This is a genomic window from Streptomyces sp. cg36, from assembly GCF_041080675.1.
Classification (GTDB): domain Bacteria; phylum Actinomycetota; class Actinomycetes; order Streptomycetales; family Streptomycetaceae; genus Streptomyces.
On record NZ_CP163520.1, the window covers coordinates 6,069,907 to 6,087,052 of the forward strand.

Annotated in this window: 17 protein-coding genes; 7 read left to right on the forward strand and 10 right to left on the reverse strand. The window is 74.3% G+C overall.

The features are described 5' to 3' along the window. Positions 1 to 64: 64 nt before the first annotated feature. From AB5J87_RS26815 to AB5J87_RS26825, 3 genes are all read left to right on the forward strand, one after another. Positions 65 to 979, forward strand: coding sequence for a GlxA family transcriptional regulator (locus AB5J87_RS26815; protein WP_369383682.1), 915 nt, complete (start codon positions 65 to 67; stop codon positions 977 to 979). A gap of 93 nt (positions 980 to 1,072) precedes the next feature. Further along, the gene (locus tag AB5J87_RS26820) at positions 1,073 to 1,783 is read left to right on the forward strand and encodes a DsbA family oxidoreductase (RefSeq protein WP_369380015.1); all 711 of its coding nucleotides are present in this window, start codon (positions 1,073 to 1,075) and stop codon (positions 1,781 to 1,783) included. A 49-nt stretch (positions 1,784 to 1,832) separates the two neighbouring features. After that, the gene (locus tag AB5J87_RS26825) at positions 1,833 to 2,888 is read left to right on the forward strand and encodes an aminotransferase class V-fold PLP-dependent enzyme (RefSeq protein ID WP_369380016.1); all 1,056 of its coding nucleotides are present in this window, start codon (positions 1,833 to 1,835) and stop codon (positions 2,886 to 2,888) included. On the opposite strand, the gene AB5J87_RS26830 is transcribed toward AB5J87_RS26825, so the two are convergent. Next, positions 2,874 to 3,470 (reverse strand): MarR family winged helix-turn-helix transcriptional regulator, encoded by a 597-nt coding sequence (locus AB5J87_RS26830; RefSeq protein WP_369380019.1) that lies wholly within the window; start codon positions 3,468 to 3,470, stop codon positions 2,874 to 2,876. The genes AB5J87_RS26825 and AB5J87_RS26830 overlap by 15 nt on opposite strands. Positions 3,471 to 3,562: 92 nt before the next feature. On the opposite strand from AB5J87_RS26830, the gene AB5J87_RS26835 reads away from it, so the two are divergent. Next, on the forward strand, positions 3,563 to 4,651 hold the full coding sequence (locus AB5J87_RS26835; protein ID WP_369380020.1) for an alkene reductase: 1,089 nt from the start codon (positions 3,563 to 3,565) through the stop codon (positions 4,649 to 4,651). A 57-nt stretch (positions 4,652 to 4,708) separates the two neighbouring features. Then, a complete protein-coding gene (locus AB5J87_RS26840; protein WP_369383683.1) occupies positions 4,709 to 5,404 on the forward strand; it encodes a hypothetical protein in 696 nt (231 codons plus the stop codon). On the opposite strand, the gene AB5J87_RS26845 is transcribed toward AB5J87_RS26840, so the two are convergent. The 6 genes from AB5J87_RS26845 to AB5J87_RS26870 form a co-directional block, all read right to left on the reverse strand. After that, positions 5,382 to 6,041 carry a hypothetical protein gene (locus AB5J87_RS26845; protein ID WP_369380022.1) on the reverse strand — a complete coding sequence of 220 codons (660 nt, stop codon included), beginning with the start codon at positions 6,039 to 6,041 and terminating at the stop codon, positions 5,382 to 5,384. The genes AB5J87_RS26840 and AB5J87_RS26845 overlap by 23 nt on opposite strands. A 19-nt stretch (positions 6,042 to 6,060) precedes the next feature. Further along, positions 6,061 to 6,915 (reverse strand): ectoine hydroxylase, encoded by an 855-nt coding sequence (thpD, locus tag AB5J87_RS26850; RefSeq protein WP_369380024.1) that lies wholly within the window; start codon positions 6,913 to 6,915, stop codon positions 6,061 to 6,063. 5 nt (positions 6,916 to 6,920) lie between these two features. After that, positions 6,921 to 7,325: an ectoine synthase gene (locus AB5J87_RS26855; RefSeq protein ID WP_369380025.1), complete on the reverse strand. Its 405-nt coding sequence runs from the start codon at positions 7,323 to 7,325 to the stop codon at positions 6,921 to 6,923. 32 nt (positions 7,326 to 7,357) lie between these two features. Further along, positions 7,358 to 8,632, reverse strand: a complete 1,275-nt coding sequence (ectB, locus tag AB5J87_RS26860; RefSeq protein ID WP_369380027.1) for a diaminobutyrate--2-oxoglutarate transaminase — start codon at positions 8,630 to 8,632, stop codon at positions 7,358 to 7,360. Then, complete coding sequence (gene ectA, locus AB5J87_RS26865) at positions 8,629 to 9,138, reverse strand: diaminobutyrate acetyltransferase (protein WP_369380030.1); 510 nt, start codon at positions 9,136 to 9,138, stop codon at positions 8,629 to 8,631. The genes ectB and ectA overlap by 4 nt, the downstream gene beginning before the upstream one ends. Before the next feature lie 301 nt (positions 9,139 to 9,439). Next, a complete protein-coding gene (locus AB5J87_RS26870) occupies positions 9,440 to 10,537 on the reverse strand; it encodes an aminotransferase class V-fold PLP-dependent enzyme (protein WP_369380032.1) in 1,098 nt (365 codons plus the stop codon). 89 nt (positions 10,538 to 10,626) lie between these two features. Between AB5J87_RS26870 and AB5J87_RS26875 the strand changes: the two genes are divergently transcribed. Further along, positions 10,627 to 11,718: an amidohydrolase family protein gene (locus AB5J87_RS26875; RefSeq protein ID WP_369380035.1), complete on the forward strand. Its 1,092-nt coding sequence runs from the start codon at positions 10,627 to 10,629 to the stop codon at positions 11,716 to 11,718. Between the two features lie 387 nt (positions 11,719 to 12,105). Continuing rightward, positions 12,106 to 12,999, forward strand: coding sequence for an SCO1860 family LAETG-anchored protein (locus AB5J87_RS26880; RefSeq protein ID WP_369380038.1), 894 nt, complete (start codon positions 12,106 to 12,108; stop codon positions 12,997 to 12,999). Between the two features lie 287 nt (positions 13,000 to 13,286). Here AB5J87_RS26880 and cobC read toward each other — a convergent pair whose 3' ends face one another. The 3 genes from cobC to cobJ all read right to left on the reverse strand — a co-directional run bounded on the left by cobC (position 13,287) and on the right by cobJ (position 17,053). Then, positions 13,287 to 14,372 (reverse strand): Rv2231c family pyridoxal phosphate-dependent protein CobC, encoded by a 1,086-nt coding sequence (gene cobC / locus AB5J87_RS26885; RefSeq protein WP_369380039.1) that lies wholly within the window; start codon positions 14,370 to 14,372, stop codon positions 13,287 to 13,289. After that, complete coding sequence (locus AB5J87_RS26890) at positions 14,344 to 15,255, reverse strand: sirohydrochlorin chelatase (RefSeq protein WP_369380041.1); 912 nt, start codon at positions 15,253 to 15,255, stop codon at positions 14,344 to 14,346. Before AB5J87_RS26890 ends, cobC begins: the two co-directional genes overlap by 29 nt. 85 nt (positions 15,256 to 15,340) lie before the next feature. Then, on the reverse strand, positions 15,341 to 17,053 hold the full coding sequence (gene cobJ, locus AB5J87_RS26895; protein ID WP_369380042.1) for a precorrin-3B C(17)-methyltransferase: 1,713 nt from the start codon (positions 17,051 to 17,053) through the stop codon (positions 15,341 to 15,343). Positions 17,054 to 17,146 lie beyond the last annotated feature (93 nt).

Below are 17,146 nucleotides of genomic sequence, written 5' to 3' on the forward strand. Positions count from 1 at the left end.
CGTCGAGCCGTCCGCGCCCTGGCGGCCCCACCACGTGGTGGTGATCGCGCCGTCGCCGGTGTCGATGTTCAACCTGGCCATCCCCGAGCTGCTCTTCGCCAAGGTGGAGATCGACGGGGCGCCGGGCTACGAGCTCACCGTCTGCACGCCCCGGCCGGGCCCGATCGCCACCACCGGCGGGCTCGACCTGTCGGTGGGGCGGGGCCTGGACGCCGTGGCGGAGGCGGACACCGTGCTGGTCGCCGGGACCGGGAAGCGGTACGAGGTCGACCCGGACACGGTGGCCGCGGTGCGGCGGGCCGCCGCCGAAGGGCGGCGGATCACCTCCATCTGCAGCGGCGCCTTCGTGCTCGCCGAGGCCGGGCTGCTCGACGGGCGCAGCGCCACCACGTACTGGGAGCTGGCCGGGGAGCTGCGCAGCCGCTATCCCTCGCTCGACCTCAAGGGCGACGTCCTCTACGTCGAGGACGGCAACGTGATGACCTCCTCCGGCTACGCGGCGGGCATCGACATGTGCCTCCACATGATCCGTACCGACTACGGGGCAGCCGTCGCCAACCAGGTGGCGCGGGCCGCGCTGGTGGCGCCGGTGCGGCCGGGCGGGCAGACCCAGTTCACCCAGACCCCGCTGCCCGCCGAGCGGGGCGTGGTGTGCGCCGACACCCGGGGCTGGGCGATGCGCAACCTCGACAAGCCGCTGACCCTCACCGACCTGGCCCGGCACGCGGGGGTGAGCGTGCGCACCCTGACCCGGCGCTTCCACGCCGAGAGCGGGGTCAGCCCGCTGCAGTGGCTGCTGCACCAGCGCATCGAGCGGGCCAAGGAGCTCCTGGAGACCACCACGCTCGCCGTGGACCGGATCGCCGGGGCGTGCGGCTTGGGCAGCGCGGACTCGCTCCGGGCCCATCTGGTGCGGCGCACCGGCCTCACCCCCAGCGCCTACCGGGCCAGTTTCAGCAGGCTGGAGCGGGTGGGGTGAGCCGGGCGGGAGGCCGGGGAATGCGCCGGGGCGGACCCGTGTTGCCATACTTGAAAGTCACACAAAATCATCATCGAGTCGGAGAGAAGTGACATGCGCGTCGAGATCTGGAGCGACATCGCCTGCCCCTGGTGCTATGTCGGAAAGGCCCGTTTCGAGAAGGGTCTGGCCGAGTTCGCCCACCGCGATGACGTCGAGGTCGTGCACCGCTCCTTCGAGCTCGACCCGAACCGGCCCAAGGACCAGGTCGGCCCGGTGATCCCGATGCTGGCCGAGAAGTACGGCCGCACCCTGGACGAGGCCCGGGGCATGGAGGAGCACGTCGCCTCCAACGCCCACGCCGAGGGCCTGGGCTACCTCGTCGACGGCCGCGACCACGGCAACACCTTCGACATCCACCGGCTGCTGCACCTGGCCAAGGCCCGTGGCCGCCAGGGCGAGCTGCTCGACCTCGCCTACCGGGCCAACTTCGCCGAGGAGCGCTCGGTCTTCGACGCCGAGGTGCTCCTCGCCCTCGCCGTGGAGGCGGGCCTGGACGCGGACGAGGCGCGCGCCGTGCTCGCCGACGAGAGCGCCTACGCCGACGAGGTGCGGGCGGACGAGGCCGAGGCGGCGGCGCTGGGCGCCAGCGCGGTGCCGTTCTTCGTCGTCGACCGCAAGTACGGCATCTCCGGCGGCCAGCCCGCCGAGGTCTTCACCCAGGCGCTGACCCAGGCGTGGCAGGAGCACACCCCCGTACTGGCCACGCTCGGCACCGACGCGGACGCGTGCGGCCCGGACGGGTGCGAGGTCCCGCGCGCCTGACCCGCCGTCGCCGATTGACCCCGGGGCCGGGGGACCCCAGGGTGGGATCATGGAGATCCTGGAGCCTTTGTCGGGCGACGAGTTCGCGCCCGAGACGACGTATCTGAACACCTCCAGCTGCGGCCTGCTGCCCCGGCGGGCCGTCGCCGCCGTCGCCGAGCTCGCCGGGGCGAACGCGGCGGGCACCCGCGACGGCGCGGGCAGCTTCGAGGCGCTCGCCGCCGTGCGGAGCTCGTTCGCCCGGCTCGCCGGGGTCGGCGCCGACCGGGTCGCGCTCGGCTCGTCGGTCTCCGTGCACGTCGCCCTGATCGCCCACGGGCTGCCCGCCGGGGCCGAAGTCCTCGCTCCCGAGGGGGAGTTCAGCTCGGTGGTGCAGCCGTTCGCGGTGCGCGGCGACCTCAAGATGCGGTACGTGCCGCTGGAGGCGCTGGCCGAGGAGGTGCGGCCGGACACCGCGCTGATCGCCTTCTCCTCCGTGCAGTCGGCCGACGGCCGGGTCGCCGACCTGGCCGCGGTACGGGCCGCGGCGGCGGCGCACGGCGCCCGTACGCTGCTCGACGCCAGCCAGTCGGCGGGCTGGCTGCCGCTGGACGCGGGCGCCCACGACTACACGGTCACCGCCGGGTTCAAGTTCCTCGCCTGCCCGCGCGGCACCTCGTTCCTCACCGTCACCGAGGAGGCCCAGGAGCGGCTCGGGGCCCTGCACTCGGGGTGGTTCGCCGCCGAGGACCTCGGCGACAACTACGGCCCGGTGCGCGCGCTCGCCCGCACCGCGCGCCGCTACGACGAGCCCGGCTCGTTCCTCTCGTACCACGCGGCACAGCACTCGCTCGCGCTGCTGGAGTCGGTGGGCATCGGCGCGGTGCACGCCCACGCCCTGGCGCTCGCGGACCGGCTGCGCGCCGGGCTCACCGCCCTCGGCCACCGGTCCGTCGCCGAGGACTCGGCGGTCGTCGCGGTGCCGGGCCTGGACGGCGTGCGGGAGGAGCTGATGCGGGCCGGGGTGTCCTGCTCGGCCCGGGGCGGCAATCTGCGCTTCGCGGTCCACCTCTACAACTCCTCGGCGGACGTGGACCGCGCCCTTGACGTCCTAGCGGCCGTCTGACGGGCTCTTGCGGCCCGCTGTGGGGCGGCGGGCCGGCGCGCCCGGCTCCGCGAGGCACTCCTCCTCGCTCACCAGCGGGCACAGGTTCGCCTCCAGCTTCTCCAACAGGCCGCTCAGCAGGGCCCGTTCGGCCGGGTCGAGGCCGGCCAGGGTCGTGTCCTCCAGGCCGCACCACGCGGCCTCGACCTCATGGCGCAGGGCCTGGCCGGCGGGCGTCGCCTCGACCAGGGAGGCGCGCCGGTCGGCGGGGTCGGGGCGGCGGCGGACGTGCCCCGACTGCTCAAGGCGCTGGAGCATCTTCGTCACCGTGGACGGGTCGAGCTCCATCACCCGGATGAGCTCGGACTGGCGCACCGCGCCCGCGTCCCACAGGTGCATCATCAGGATCTCCTGGCCCGGGTAGAGCCCGGTCGCGCGCAGGGCCCGGCCCGCGGCGAGGCGGTGCAGCCGGGCCACCCGGGACACGGCGTGGCTGACCGGGCCGCCGCGGGCCGCGCCGGGCGTGCGGGACAGCCCTTCGGTGCAGGCGGTGGGTGCCGCCTCGGTACAGAGGGGGTCTTGGGCGCGGGTCTCCGGGGTCATGCCAGAAGTTTACCTTGGTCGGCCAATCAATGGGTTACAGTTGGCGGCGTCGGATTACTTGGCCGACCACATAACCCTCCCCTGGAGCTGTCATGACCACCGCCTTCGACCCGATCGACCTGTCCGGCCTGCGCCTTTCCAACCGCATCGCCATGGCCCCGATGACCCGCAGCCGCGCCTACGGCCCCGGGAACTCGCCCACCGCGTCCACGGCCGAGTACTACGCCCAGCGCGCCACCGCCGGGCTGATCATCACCGAGGGCATCCAGCCGGCGGAGGTCGGCCAGGGCTACCCCGACACCCCGGGCCTGCACAGCGAGGAGCAGGTGGCCGCCTGGCGCACGGTCACCGACGCCGTGCACGCCCGGGGCGGCCGGATCTTCGCCCAGCTGATGCACGCCGGCCGGATCGGCCACCCCGATCTGCTCCCCGGCGACCTGCACAACGTCGCCCCCTCGCCGGTCGCCGCCGCCGGGCAGGTCTACACCCACAACGGCCCGCAGGCGTTCGTCACCCCGCGCGAGCTGACCGGCGACGAGGTCCTGGAGACCATCGGCGCCTTCGTGTCGGCCGCGCGCAACGCCGTCGCGGCGGGCTTCGACGGCGTGGAGCTGCACGGCGCCAACGGCTACCTCATCCAGCAGTTCCTCGCCCCCAACACCAATCTGCGCACCGACCGCTGGGGCGGCTCCGACGAGGCCCGCGCCCGGTTCGCCGCCGAGGTGGTCAAGGCCGTCGCCGCCGAGATCGGCGCGGGCCGCACCGCGCTGCGCATCTCGCCCGGAAACCCGTACAACGACGTCTTTGAGCCCGCGCCCGAGGCCACGTACACCGCGCTGGTGCGCGAACTCGCCCCGCTCGGCCTCGCCTATCTGCACATCCTGGAGGGCGGCCCCGAGATCCGGGAGCTCACCCTGACCCTGCGCAAGCTGTTCGAGGGCACGATCGTCCTCAACGCCGCCACCAGCGGCCCCACCGGCCCCGACGAGCTGCGCCTGATCGAGGACGGCACCACCGACCTCCTGTCGTACGGGGCGCTCTTCCTCGCCAACCCGGACCTGCCGCGGCGGCTGCGCGCGGGCGGCCCGTTCAACGCCCCCGACCCGGCGAGTTTCTTCGGCGGGGACGACCGGGGCTACCTCGACTACCCCGCCCTGGACGCCGCCGCGACCGTCGGCTGACCCCGGGAAAACCCCTGTTCACGGCCCGGTTCCCCGAGGGAGGATCGGGCCGTGACCATGGACATCCAGCAGAACGGGCGGATGGCGGACGCCGTCCGCAACAACGCCGAGTGGTGCGCCGCCCTGTGCCGCGCGCACGGCATCACGGGGGAGTGGGGCCCGCGCGCCTGGACCAGCCCCCGGCGCACCCCGCTGTACTACCCGGACGCGGTGACCCTCGCGCCCGGGGCGCGGGCGGGCGACATCGTGCCCCTGATCGACGCCGCTCCGGGCGCCTCCGTCAAGGACAGCTTCGCCACCCTCGACCTGACGGCCGACGGCTTCGGGGTCCTCTTCGACGCCCGGTGGATCCACCGCCCCGCGCCCGGGCCGGGCACCGGCGGCTGGGAACCGGTGCGCACGGCCGAGGAGTTGGCCGCCTGGGAGCTGGCCTGGTCGGACGGGGAGGGCGGCGGTCTCTTCCCGCCCGCGCTGCTCGAAGAGGACGCGCACACCTTCCTCGCGGCCCGGGACGCGGACGGCCGGACCGTGGCGGGCGCCGTCGCCAGTACGAGCGGGCCGGTGGTGGGCGTCTCCAACCTGTTCGCGGCCGACGGCGGCCTCGACGCGGCCTGGGCCGGATGCCTGGACGCGCTCGCCCGCCACCGGCCCGGCCTCGACGTCGTCGGCTACGAGAGCGGCGACGACCTCGACGCCGCCGTGCGCGCCGGGTTCGCCCCGGTCGGCGAGCTCAGGATCTGGCTGCTTCGGTGAGGGGCTCGCCGTACCAGCGCCAGGTGTCCTGGTGCGGCAGCTCCGGCAGGTCGGCCCGGCCGGTGGCCCACAGCAGCACGCGCCACCGGTCCGGCTCGGCCGGGACGTCGCGGAACAGCCGCGCCAGCACCCGGTCGCACAGTCCGCCGGGCGGCGTCCAGCCGACGCCGAGGCCCTGGGCCACGTCATGGGTGTGCAGCAGGGTCTCCACGATCCCCATCGCCGCGAAGCCCTCCGGGTCCGAGACGCCGAAGCCGTGGTGGGCGCGCACCTCCGGGGAGGACGTGCGGACCATCGCGGTCAGCAGGGCGCCGCTGGCCTCCAGGGTCTGGAGGAGCCCGGCGGGCCCGGCCGCGCGGTCGGCGTGCACCGCGTTGCGGGGCCCGCCGGGCCGCTTCGCCTCCCACAGGTACGGCACCTCGCCGTCGAGCGGCGGCTGCTGCGGGCCGAGCTGCACGGCGTACGCGAAGAGGTCGTCCGAGAGGTGCTCGACGGTCTCCCAGCAGTCCCACTCCAGGGAGCCCGCCCGCACGCTCCAGTCCGCGCCGAGCCCCGCCCGCAGCGCGGTGACCGAGAGCCGCACGGAGTGCTCGACATCGGCGCCGGTGACGGGAGTTCGTGAAGTCGCATCAGCCATGGACCGACCGTACCAACGATCACCGCACCGGCGTGAAGTCTCTCGCGCCGATGAACTCCGGGCGCCGCACCGGGGCCGCGAACGGCTCGGCCGCCGCGTTCTCCACGCTGTTGAAGACGATGAAGACGTTGCTGCGCGGATACGGGGTGATGTTGTCCCCGGAGCCGTGCATGCAGTTGCAGTCGAACCAGGTCGCCGAGCCCGCGCGGCCGGTGAACAGCCGGATGCCGTGCCGGTCGGCCATCGTGGTCAGCGCCCCGTCGGACGGCGTGCCCGCGTCCTGCATCTGCAGCGACTTCTTGTAGTTGTCCTCGGGCGTGGCCCCGGCGCACCCGAGGAAGTCCCGGTGCGAACCGGGCATGATCATCAGGCCGCCGTTGGTGTCGTGGTTCTCGGTGAGCGCGATCGACACCGACACGGTCCGCATCCGGGGCAGACCGTCCTCGGCGTGCCAGGTCTCGAAGTCCGAGTGCCAGTAGAAGCCCGACGCGCCGAACCCCGGCTTCACATTGATCCGCGACTGGTGGACGTACACGTCCGAGCCCAGGATCCGCCGGGCGGTGCCGACCACGCGCTCGTCGCGCACCAGACCCGCGAAGACCTCGCTCAGCCGGTGCACCTCGAAGACCGAGCGCACCGACCGCGTCTGCGGCTCCACGATCGAGCGCTCGTCGGCGCGGACCGCCGGATCGGCGATCATCCGCTCCAGCTCGCGCCGGTAGAAGGCCACCTCGTCGTCGGCGAGCAGCTGGTCGACGGTGAGGAAGCCGTCCTTCTCGTACGACTCGAAGCCCTCCGACGGGCCCCAGACGACCGGGTCCTGACGGGGCGTCACCACTTCGGCGGCGCCGCGGGTGGGGTACAGGTCCTGCATGTCGATCAGCCCTCCTCGGGTTCGGTCAGCAGCGGGTAGACGCCGTTCTCGTCGTGGTCCTCCCGTCCGGTGACGGGCGGGTTGAAGACGCAGACGCAGCGGAAGTCGGTCTTGGGACGCAGGGTGTGGCGCTCATGGCCGTTCAGCAGGTACATCGTGCCGGGCTCGATCCAGTGGGTCTCGCCGCTCTCGTGGTCGGTGAGCTCGGCCTCGCCCTCCACGCACAGCACCGCCTCGATGTGGTTGGCGTACCACATCGACGTCTCGGTGCCCGCGTACAGGACCGTCTCGTGCAGGGAGAAGCCGACCTTCTCCTTGGCGAGCACGATCCGCTTGCTCTCCCAGGTGCCGGAGGCGGCCCGGACGTGGCGGTCGGTGCCCTCGATGTCCTTCAACGAGCGGACGATCACAGTGGGTTGCTCCCTTTCCTCGTAGGTACGGCTCAGACGGCCGTCTCGCGGACGGCGCGGGCGAGGGTGCGCAGCCCCTCGTCCAGCTCGTCCTCGGTGATGGTCAGCGGCGGCAGCAGCTTGGCCACCTCGCTCCGCGGGCCGGACGTCTCCACCAGCAGGCCGAGGTCGAAGGCGCGCCGCGCCACCCTGCCCGCCCGGTCCTTGTCGTGGAACTCCAGGCCCCAGACCAGACCGTGGCCCCGGTACTCCTTGACGTCGACCAGGTTCTCCTCGGTGAGGGAGATCAGCGCCTGCTCGACCTGCTCGCCCCGGGTCCTGGTCTGCTTCTCCAGGGCGCCGCCGTCCGACCAGTACGCCTCCAGGGCCGCGGTCGCGGTGACGAAGGCGGGGTTGTTGCCGCGGAAGGTGCCGTTGTGCTCGCCCGGCTCCCACACGTCCAGCTCCGGCTTGAACAGGCAGAGCGACATGGGCAGTCCGTAGCCGCTGATCGACTTGGAGAGCGTGACGATGTCCGGGCTGATGCCCGCCTCCTCGAACGAGAAGAACGCGCCGGTGCGCCCGCACCCCATCTGGATGTCGTCGACGATCAGCAGCATGTCCTGGCGCCGGCACAGATCGGCGAGCGCCCGCAGCCACTGGGGCCGGGCCACGTTGATGCCGCCCTCGCCCTGCACGGTCTCCACGATCACGGCCGCGGGCTTGTTGAGCCCGGAGCCCTGGTCCTCCAGGAGCCGCTCGAACCACAGGAAGTCGGGCACCTGCCCGTCCAGGTAGTTGTCGAACGGCATCGGCGTGCCGTGCACCAGCGGGATCCCGGCCCCGGCGCGCTTGAAGGCGTTGCCGGTGACGGCGAGCGAGCCGAGCGACATGCCGTGGAAGGCGTTGGTGAAGGAGACGATCGACTCGCGGCCCTTGACCTTGCGGGCCAGCTTCAGCGCCGCCTCGACCGCGTTGGTGCCGGTCGGGCCGGGGAACATCACCTTGTACGGCAGGTCGCGCGGGCGCAGGATCACGTCGTGGAACGTCTCCAGGAACGCCCGTTTCGACGTGGTGGCCATGTCCAGGCCGTGGGTGATGCCGTCGCGTTCCAGATAGTCCAGGAGCGCGCGTTTGAGCACCGGGTTGTTGTGCCCGTAGTTGAGTGAGCCGGCCCCGGCGAAGAAGTCCAGGTAGTCGTGGCCGTCCTCGTCGGTGAGCCGGGCGCCCTGGGCGCGGTCGAAGACGGCGGGCCAGCCGCGGCAGTAGCTGCGCACCTCGGACTCGACGGACTCGAAGACGCTCAGCGCGGGCGGGGTGATGGTCACAGTCGTACTCCCAGGTCGATCCGGTAGAGGACTTCCGCCGCGTGCCCCGCGTCGGGGAACAGCCCGCTGTCGAAGAGGACTTCGCGGCGGGGCGCGGTGCCGCGCCGCTCGGCGAAGGAGGTGAACAGCCGGTCGGAGGCGGTGTTGTCGGGGGTCACGGTGGTCTCGACGGTGCTGACGCCGTGGGTGTCGGCGACCTTCCCGGTCAGCGCTTCGAGCAGGGCGCCGGCCAGGCCGCGCCCCCGGTGCTCGCGGTCCACGGCGACCTGCCAGACGACCAGCGTCCCGGGCCGGTCGGGGCGGACGTAGCCGGTGACGAAGGCGATCGGCTCACCGGTGGCGTCGCGCGCCACCACGGAGGTGGCGGCGAAGTCGCGGCACCAGAGCAGATAGCTGTACGAGGAGTTGAGGTCCAGGACTTGCGAGTCGCGGGCGATACGCCAGATCGCGGCGCCGTCCTCGACGCGTGGGGTGTCGATATGGACAACGGTCTGTGCGGCGGTCATGCGGAAGGAATTTACCCAGGGAAAATCGAAATCGCATTCCCGGGAGGGGGTGTGCACGGCGTCCGTCTGTGTTATCACGCAGGTGTACGCGCGAGGCGGTTTGTCCGGTAATTGCCGGACAAAAAGGCGCCATTGTGGGTTCGATCACACCCGTACAACCGCCCGGAAAACCTTGTCGGGATCTTGCGTTTGAGATCAACGGGCCGGGGCAGAAGAAAACGGGAAGCTACTCTCGATAAAGTAGCTTCCCGTTTACTGGAATTAATCTTCTATTTGGCTGCGCTATTGATGGAAAAGGAAGTCACCAGGTGTGCGCGACGGCCTTGAGGGCGGCTTCCGTGTCGACCTGGCGCCCGGCTGCGGCCAGCGCGGCCCCCAGCGCCGCCAGCGAACCGCGCACGGCCTCCTCGGTGGCGTCGGCGCCGTAGTGGTTGACCCGGATCATCTCCTTGGCCAGCGCCCCGCCGCCCGCGATCAGCGGCAGCGACGGGTCGGCCGCCAGCGCCGCGGCGACCAGCCCGGCGGCGTCGACCCCCTCGGGGGTGCGCAGCGTCGTGGCCACCGGCGCCGCGTCCCGGGCGTCGTGGACGTACGGCGTGAGGCCGCCGCCCAGCGCCGAGGCGCCCGCCCGGGTCGCGGCGGCGGCCGAGGCGTGCCGGGCCATCACCGTCTCCGGGCCCGCCGCCTCGATCCGCTCCACACACGCCTCCAGCGCCAGCATCTCCAGCTGCGCCGGAGCGTGCAGCAGGGCCTTGCGCCCGCCGTCGATCCAGCGCTCCTTCCAGTCCAGCAGCGAGAGGTAGGAGCGGCGCGGGGCCCGGGGGTTGGCGGCGATCCGCTCCCAGGCGCGCCCGCTCACCGACACCGCCGAGACGCCCGCCGGGCCGCCCATCGCCTTCTGCGCGCCGATCACGCACAGGTCCACGCCCCACGCGTCCGGCAGCAGCGGCTCGGCGCCCACCGAGGCGACCGCGTCCAGCATGAACAGCGCCCCGTGCCGGCGGACCACCTCGCCGATCTCCGCCACCGGGTTGGTGTTGCCGGTGGCCGCCTCCGCGTGCACCAGTGAGACGAAGTCGATCTCCGGGTGCTCGGTGAGCGCCCGGTCGATCTGCTCGGCGGTGACCGCCGCGTGGAAGGGCACCTCCAGGTCGACCACGTGCGCGCCGCAGTCCCGCAGCCAGTCGCCGAACGTCTGGCCGTACGGGCCGGTCACCACGTTCAGCGCGGTGGAACCCGGGTGGGCCGCGCCCCGGATGCAGCCCTCCAGCGGCAGCAGCGCCTCGCCCTGCATGATCACGACGTCCTGCTCGGTGGCGAGCAGCGCGGCCACCCGCCGCTCGATGGCCGCGAAGCGGTCGGCGGTCAGCGGGGCCAGATCGAGGAACGGGTGCGTCACAGCGGTGCCTTCTTCACATCAGCGGGGTGCTCGGTACATCGGTGGGTGTACCCGGTCGAGGGTACCCAGCGCCTCGTACAGTGCTGACCATGAGCGATCACGTGGTGCTGCATGTGAAGGGGCGGGTGCTCGCCGGGCCCGAGGACGTGCGCGACGAACTGTGGGCGGTGGACGGCCGGATCACCTACGAACGCCCGCCGGGCGCGGTGGAGGCCGTCACGCTTGCCGGCTGGGCGCTGCCCGGCCTGGTCGACGCGCACTGCCACGTCGGGCTCGACCAGCACGGCCCGGTCGACGACGAGACCAGCGAGAAGCAGGCGCTGCGGGACCGCGAGACGGGCACCCTGCTGCTGCGGGACGCGGGCTCGCCCTCCGACACCCGCTGGATCGACGGCCGCGAGGACCTGCCGAAGATCATCCGGGCGGGCCGCCACATCGCCCGCACCCGCCGCTACATCCGCAACTACGCCCATGAGATCGAGCCCGGCGACCTCGTCGCGTACGTGGCCCGCGAGGCGCGCCGCGGCGACGGCTGGGTGAAGCTGGTCGGCGACTGGATCGACCGCGAGGTGGGCGACCTGACGGCCTGCTGGCCGCGCGGCGAGGTCGAGGCGGCGATCGCCGAGGCGCACCGGCTCGGCGCCCGGGTGACGGCCCACTGCTTCGCCGAGGACTCGCTCCGCGACCTGGTGGAGGCGGGCATCGACTGCGTCGAGCACGCCACGGGCCTCACCGAGGAGACGATCCCGCTCTTCGCCGAGCGCGGTGTCGCCATCGTGCCCACCCTGGTCAACATCGCCACGTTCCCGCACCTCGCGGACGGCGGCGAGGCCAAGTTCCCGAACTGGTCGGCCCATATGCGCCGGCTCCACGCCCGCCGCTACGACACGGTCCGCGCGGCCCACGACGCCGGGATCCCCGTCTTCGTCGGCACCGACGCGGGCGGCTCGATGGCGCACGGCCTGGTCGCCGAGGAGGTGGCCGAGCTGGTGAAGGCGGGCATCCCGCCCGTCGAGGCCCTCTCCGCCACGACCTGGGGCGCCCGGACCTGGCTGGGCCGCCCGGTCCTGGAGGAGGGCGCGCCGGCGGACCTCGTGGTGTACGAGGAGGACCCGCGCGCGGACGTACGGGTGCTGGCGGCGCCGAGCCGGATCGTGCTGAACGGGCGGATCGTGGGCTGAGGCGGGGGCGCGGGCCGACGTGGAGGGTGGCCGCGGGCCGGGGCGGTGAGTGGCCGGGGGCTGACGCGCGCAGTGACGGCCGGGGGTGCGGGCTCGTTGTGCCCCCATGCCCTCGCGAGGCGTGCGCCGGGGCGGGGCGACCGGCGCACGCCCCAGGGAGGCCGCCGGGAGCGATGAGCTCGAACGCCCGCGCGTGCGATGCCGAACAGAACCCCGCATTCGCCCCTTTCGGGTGAACTGACGCCAGGTATCGGTGCGTTCACTCTCCGTGCGTAAAGATTCCGGTGTCTCACGTCACCGGCGCGCCCCTGGCTCACCCGAGCCCCACGAGTCCCCGTGGGCGGGCGCGGGGTGGCGGCTCATGTCTCCTGTGGGGGTTCCACCACCTTGAACACCATCAACTTCCGCCTGCCCGCACGTAAGTCGGCCGCCGTCGCGCTGACGCTGGGGTCGCTGGCCCTCGCGGCGCCCGTCCCGGCACACGCCACGGGCGGCGGGCACGGCGGGCAGGCGAGCGCGGTCGTGCTGCGCACCGGGCTCGATGTCTCGCTGCTGAACAAGACGGTCGACGTCCCGCTCAAGACCACCCTCAACGAGGTCCGGGCGCCCGAGAGTTCCCGCCGGACCGCGCTCCAGGTGAAGCTGGACGGCGTGGCCAAGGGCCGGCCCGTCGACGTCCTCAACGCGGACGTCGCGGACGCCGTGGCGACGGTCGACGCCCACCGGGCCACCGGCAGCACCCACCTCCTGCACGCCCGCCTCCACGTCCCCGGACTGCCGCTGCTCTCCCTGATCGAGGTCCAGGAAGTCACCAGCAAGGCGGTCTGCGAGGCGGGCAAGCGGCCGACGGCCACCGCCAACCTGCTGGGCTCGGTGACCGCCCTGGGCAAGAAGGTCACCCTGACGACGGGCGGCACGACCCGGGTGGCGGTGCCCGGGGTCGGCGAGGTCACCCTGGACCTGTCTTCCACGCGCACCACGAGCCGTACCGCCGCCGCGACGGCCCTGAGCCTGCGGGTGTCGGTGAACCCCCTGAAGCTGAACGTGGCCGAGGTGACCGGCGAGGTGACCCTGGCGGAGGCGACCTGCGAGGCCCCGACCCCGGCCGCCCCGACCCGGGCGTCGAGCACCTCGGTGCGCCCCCAGGCGACCGAGGCCGACCCGAAGCTGGCCCTGGCGGAGACCGGCGGCGGCTCGTCGACGCCGTACGTGGTCGGCGGGGCGCTGGCGCTGCTGGTGGCGGGCGGGGGAGCGGTGCTGGTCGCTCGGCGGCGCGGCTGAGGGGTTCCGGGGCGGGGCGGGGTCTGTGGGGTGCGGGGGATCGGGGTGCGGGGTTCACCGCGGGCCGTGCGTGGCTGGTCGCGCAGTTCCCCGCGCCCCGGGGGAGGCGGGTGTTCTGTGCGGGCGGGTGGGGTCCGTGGCCCTGGGGGCGGATTGTTCCGTGCGGGCCGTGGGTGGCTGGTCGCGCGGTTCCCCGCGCCCCTGGGAGCGGGGCGTTCTGTGCGGGCCCCGCGTCCCTGGGGTGGAGTCGGATCGTTCTGTGCGGGCGGCGCGGGGCCCGTGCCGGTTCAGGCGTGGGGCGTGTGGGTCGCCGTCAGTGTCAGGGCCTGGTCCAGTGCTTGGAGGAAACGGTTCGTCGTGACCCGGTCCCGGACCGCGATCCGCAGCCACTCCGGGCCGAGGCCCGGGAACGTGTCGCCCCGTCGCACCGCGAACCCCAGCCCGCGCAGCCGCGCCCGCACCTCCGCCGCCCCCGCCATCCGGGCCAGCACGAACGGCCCCTCCGCCGCCTCCACCACCCGTACCTCGTCGAACTCGCCCAGCCCGGCCGTCAGATGCTCCCGGTCCGCCGCCAGGCTCAGCGCCGCCGCCTCCGCCTCGGCCAGCGCGCGCGGCGAGACGCACTCCTCGGCCGCCACCAGCGCGGGCGTGGAGACCGGCCACAGCGGCTGCGCCCGCTCCAGCGCGGCCACCACCTCCGGCTCGGCCAGCACATAGCCGATCCGCAGCCCCGCCAGCCCCCACGTCTTGGTGAGGCTGCGCAGCACGACGAGCCCCGGCACGTCCGTACGTCCCGCCAGCGCCTCCCGCTCGCCCGGCACCGCGTCCATGAACGCCTCGTCCACCACCAGCGTCCGCCCCGGCCGGGCCAGTGAGTCGATGAGCTTCGCCGGGTGCAGCACCGACGTCGGGTTGGTCGGGTTGCCCACCACCACGAGGTCGGCCTCGGGCGGCACCGAGGCCGGGTCGAGCCGGAAGCCGTCCCCGGGGCGCAGCAGCACCCGCCGCACCGTGTGCCCGGCGTCCCGCAGCGCCGCCTCCGGCTCGGTGAACTGCGGATGCACCACCACCGGACAGCGCACCGGCAGCGCCCGGGCCAGCAGCACGAACGCCTCCGCGGCGCCCGCCGTCAGCAGCACCCGCTCCTCGGGCAGCCCGTGCCGCCGCGCGACCGCGGCCCGCGCCGCCCGCCCGTCGGGATAGGCGGCGAGACCGGTCAGGGACGCGGCGATGCGCTCCCGCAGCCAGTCCGGGGGAGTGCCCGACCGGACGTTGACCGCGAGGTCCGTCAGCTCGCCGCCGACGTCCCGGACCTCGGCGTCGCCGTGGTGGCGCAGATCGTGCTCAGTGGTGTGCGTGCGCATGGCTGCCATGGGGGTGATGATGGGGTCCGTCCTCGTCCGGGTGGAAGTGGGGCTGCTGGGCCAGTCCCACCTTGTCCTCGAAACCGGGCAGGGCGATCCGGTAGACACAGGAGTCGCAGTTCATCCGCAGATCCCCGCGCACCGCCTCCTCATACCGCTCCAGCACCAGTGTGTGCAGCTCCTCCGCCGCGCCGATGACCTCGGCCGCGCGCACGTCAAGAGCCTGGTGCGCCGCCGCCCACGCCCCGGTCTGCCGCCGCACCCGGTCCGGCAGGACGCCGGTGAACAGGAAGTACGGCAGGACCACGATCGCGCGGGCGCCCAGCCGCTCGCAGCGGTCGAGCCCGGCCGGCACGTCCGGCGCGGCCAGCGACACGAACGCCGTCTCCACGCCCGCGTAGCCGCGCCCCTCCCAGAACAGCCGGGCCGCCTTGTGCACCTCGGCGTTGGCGTCCGGATCGGTGGAGCCCCGGCCCACCAGCAGGACCGTCACCTGCGACCGCTCCAGATCACCGGCGGCCTCCTCGACCCGCCGCTCCAGGACCGCGAGCAGCGCCGGGTGCGGGCCGAGTGGACGCCCGTACGCGTAGGAGACGCCGGGGTGGCGCTCCTTCTCGCGGGCCAGCGCCGCCGGGATGTCGCCCTTGGCGTGCCCGGCGGACACCAGCATCAGCGGGACGGCCGCGAACCGCCGCACGCCCCGCTCCACCAGTGAGGCCACGGCCTCGCCCAGCGGCGGCGCCGACAGCTCGATGAAGCCGCCCGCCACGGGCAGCCCGGGATCGCGGCGGCCGAGCTCCGCGACGAACGCGCGGAACGCCTCGGCCCCGGCCTCGTCCCGGGTGCCGTGCCCCGCGACGAGCAGGGCCGGCCGGTTCTGGGGAGTCGTCACGGATTCTCCTTGCCGGGGCGGTGGTGGGAGGGGGGTACGGGGGCGGCGGTGCGGCGGCGGCCGACGTCCGCCCCGGGGGCGCGGCTCACGCGTCCCCCTCGGCGGGTCCGGTCTGCCACCGGTAGCCGCGCGGGGTGACCATGCGGCCGGCGATCTCGCGGGTGGCCGTGCTGCCGACGGTCACCACCGTCATCATGTCCACCGTCGCCGGATCCAGTCCGCCGAGCGTGGTCACCCGGCTGCGCTCGTCGGGGTGCGAGGCGGCCCGCACCACCCCCACCGGGGTGTGCGGGGCGCGGTGCCCGGCCAGGATGCGGAGCGCCTCGGGCAGCTGCCAGTCGCGGCCCCGGCTGCGCGGGTTGTAGAACGTCACCACCAGGTCCGCCTCCGCCGCCGCCCGCACCCGGCGCTCGATCACCTCCCACGGCGTGTGCAGGTCCGAGAGGCTGATCGAGACGTGGTCGTGGCCCAGCGGCGCCCCCAGGACGGCGGCGGCGGCCAGCGCGGCCGTCACCCCCGGCACGCCCACCACGTCGATGTCGCCGGCCGCCTCGGCGAGCGCGGGCGCGGCCATCGCGTACACCCCGGCGTCGCCGGAGCCGATCAGGGCCACCGCGTGCCCCTCGCGGGCCCGGGCGACCGCGGTACGGGCCCGCTCCTCCTCGGCGCCGAGACCGGACTCCAGGACCGTGGTGCCGGGCCGCAGCAGATCGCGGATCCGGTCCACGTACTGGTCGAGCCCGACGAGCACCGAGGCCCGGCGCAGCTCCTCCCGGGCGCGCGGGGTGAGCAGGTCGCGGGCGCCGGGGCCGAGCCCGACGACCGCGAGCCGGCCGCGCGGGGCCCGCCGCGCCACCGCGCAGGTGGCCATCGCGGCCCGCCCCGCGGGGCCCGACTTCCGCTTCGGCACCAGCAGTTCGCCGCCGCCCGCGAGCGCGGCGGCCTCCGCCACGCTCGGCGTCCCCACCGCCGCCAGCGGCGCGCCGGAGGGATGCGGGACGGGGATCCGGGCGAGCTCCGCGGCGCCGTACGTGGTCAGGGGCACGCCGAGCCGGGCCGCCGCCGCCACGATGCCCGGCTCCCGCGCCTTCGCGTCCACGGTGGCCAGCGCGGCCACCGCGAGCGGGCTCAGGCCCGCGTCCGCGAGCGCGTCCCGGACCAGCCCGAGCACCTCGTCGACGGATACGCCCTTGGCCGAACCCACGCCCACGACCAGGGACTTGGGCCGCAGGACGGCTTCACCGGGGCCGAGCGGCAGGACGCGGTCGGTGAGGTGCAGGACGGCCGGGCCCCGGGCGCCGGGGCGCACGTTCGGGGGCAGCGCGGGCAGCGGCCACACCGCGTCCGCCCGCAGCTCCACCGCCTCGCCGTCCAGGACCGCCCGCGCCACCGCGGCCACCGCGCCCTCCACCGGCAGGCCCAGGGTGTCCAGGCTCGCCGCGCCCACCGCGTCGCCGGCGGTGGTCACCACCGGCGCGCAGCCCAGCACCTCGGCGGCCTCGGCCGCCAGCCGGTTGGCACCGCCGCCGTGGCCGCCGAGCAGCGACACCGCGAACCGGACGCCCTCGTCGACGCAGACCACACCCGGGTCGGACGCCTTGTCCGTCAGGAGCGGGGCCAGCAGCCGGACCGTGGCGCCCGTGGCGAGGAAGCACACCAGGGCGTCGCACTCGGCGAAGGCGCGCGCCACGGCCTCCCGCACCGGCCCCTCGTACACCCGGACCCGGCCGGGCCAGGCCGCGGCCAGCCGGTCACGGGCGCGGGCGCCCGCCGCCGTGGCGGAGATCAGTCCGATCACTGGGCAGCTCCTTCGGGAACCGTTGCGGCCGGAGCCCCCGGGCGGTCGCCCCGGGGCGGCGGGAGGGGGCGCGGGGCGGCCGGGCGCGCGCAC

Excerpts from the sequence above, each read along its gene's own strand:
- AB5J87_RS26835 (WP_369380020.1), top strand. The coding sequence starts at position 3,563 with ATGACCACCGCCTTCGACCCGATCGACCTGTCCGGCCTGCGCCTTTCC.
- AB5J87_RS26875 (WP_369380035.1), top strand. The coding sequence starts at position 10,627 with ATGAGCGATCACGTGGTGCTGCATGTGAAGGGGCGGGTGCTCGCCGGG.
- ectA (WP_369380030.1), bottom strand. The coding sequence starts at position 9,138 with ATGACCGCCGCACAGACCGTTGTCCATATCGACACCCCACGCGTCGAG.
- thpD (WP_369380024.1), bottom strand. The coding sequence starts at position 6,915 with ATGCAGGACCTGTACCCCACCCGCGGCGCCGCCGAAGTGGTGACGCCC.
- cobC (WP_369380039.1), bottom strand. The coding sequence starts at position 14,372 with ATGGCAGCCATGCGCACGCACACCACTGAGCACGATCTGCGCCACCAC.
- AB5J87_RS26820 (WP_369380015.1), top strand. The coding sequence starts at position 1,073 with ATGCGCGTCGAGATCTGGAGCGACATCGCCTGCCCCTGGTGCTATGTC.
- AB5J87_RS26840 (WP_369383683.1), top strand. The coding sequence starts at position 4,709 with ATGGACATCCAGCAGAACGGGCGGATGGCGGACGCCGTCCGCAACAAC.
- AB5J87_RS26845 (WP_369380022.1), bottom strand. The coding sequence starts at position 6,041 with ATGGCTGATGCGACTTCACGAACTCCCGTCACCGGCGCCGATGTCGAG.
- AB5J87_RS26815 (WP_369383682.1), top strand. The coding sequence starts at position 65 with ATGTTCAACCTGGCCATCCCCGAGCTGCTCTTCGCCAAGGTGGAGATC.
- AB5J87_RS26830 (WP_369380019.1), bottom strand. The coding sequence starts at position 3,470 with ATGACCCCGGAGACCCGCGCCCAAGACCCCCTCTGTACCGAGGCGGCA.
- AB5J87_RS26825 (WP_369380016.1), top strand. The coding sequence starts at position 1,833 with ATGGAGATCCTGGAGCCTTTGTCGGGCGACGAGTTCGCGCCCGAGACG.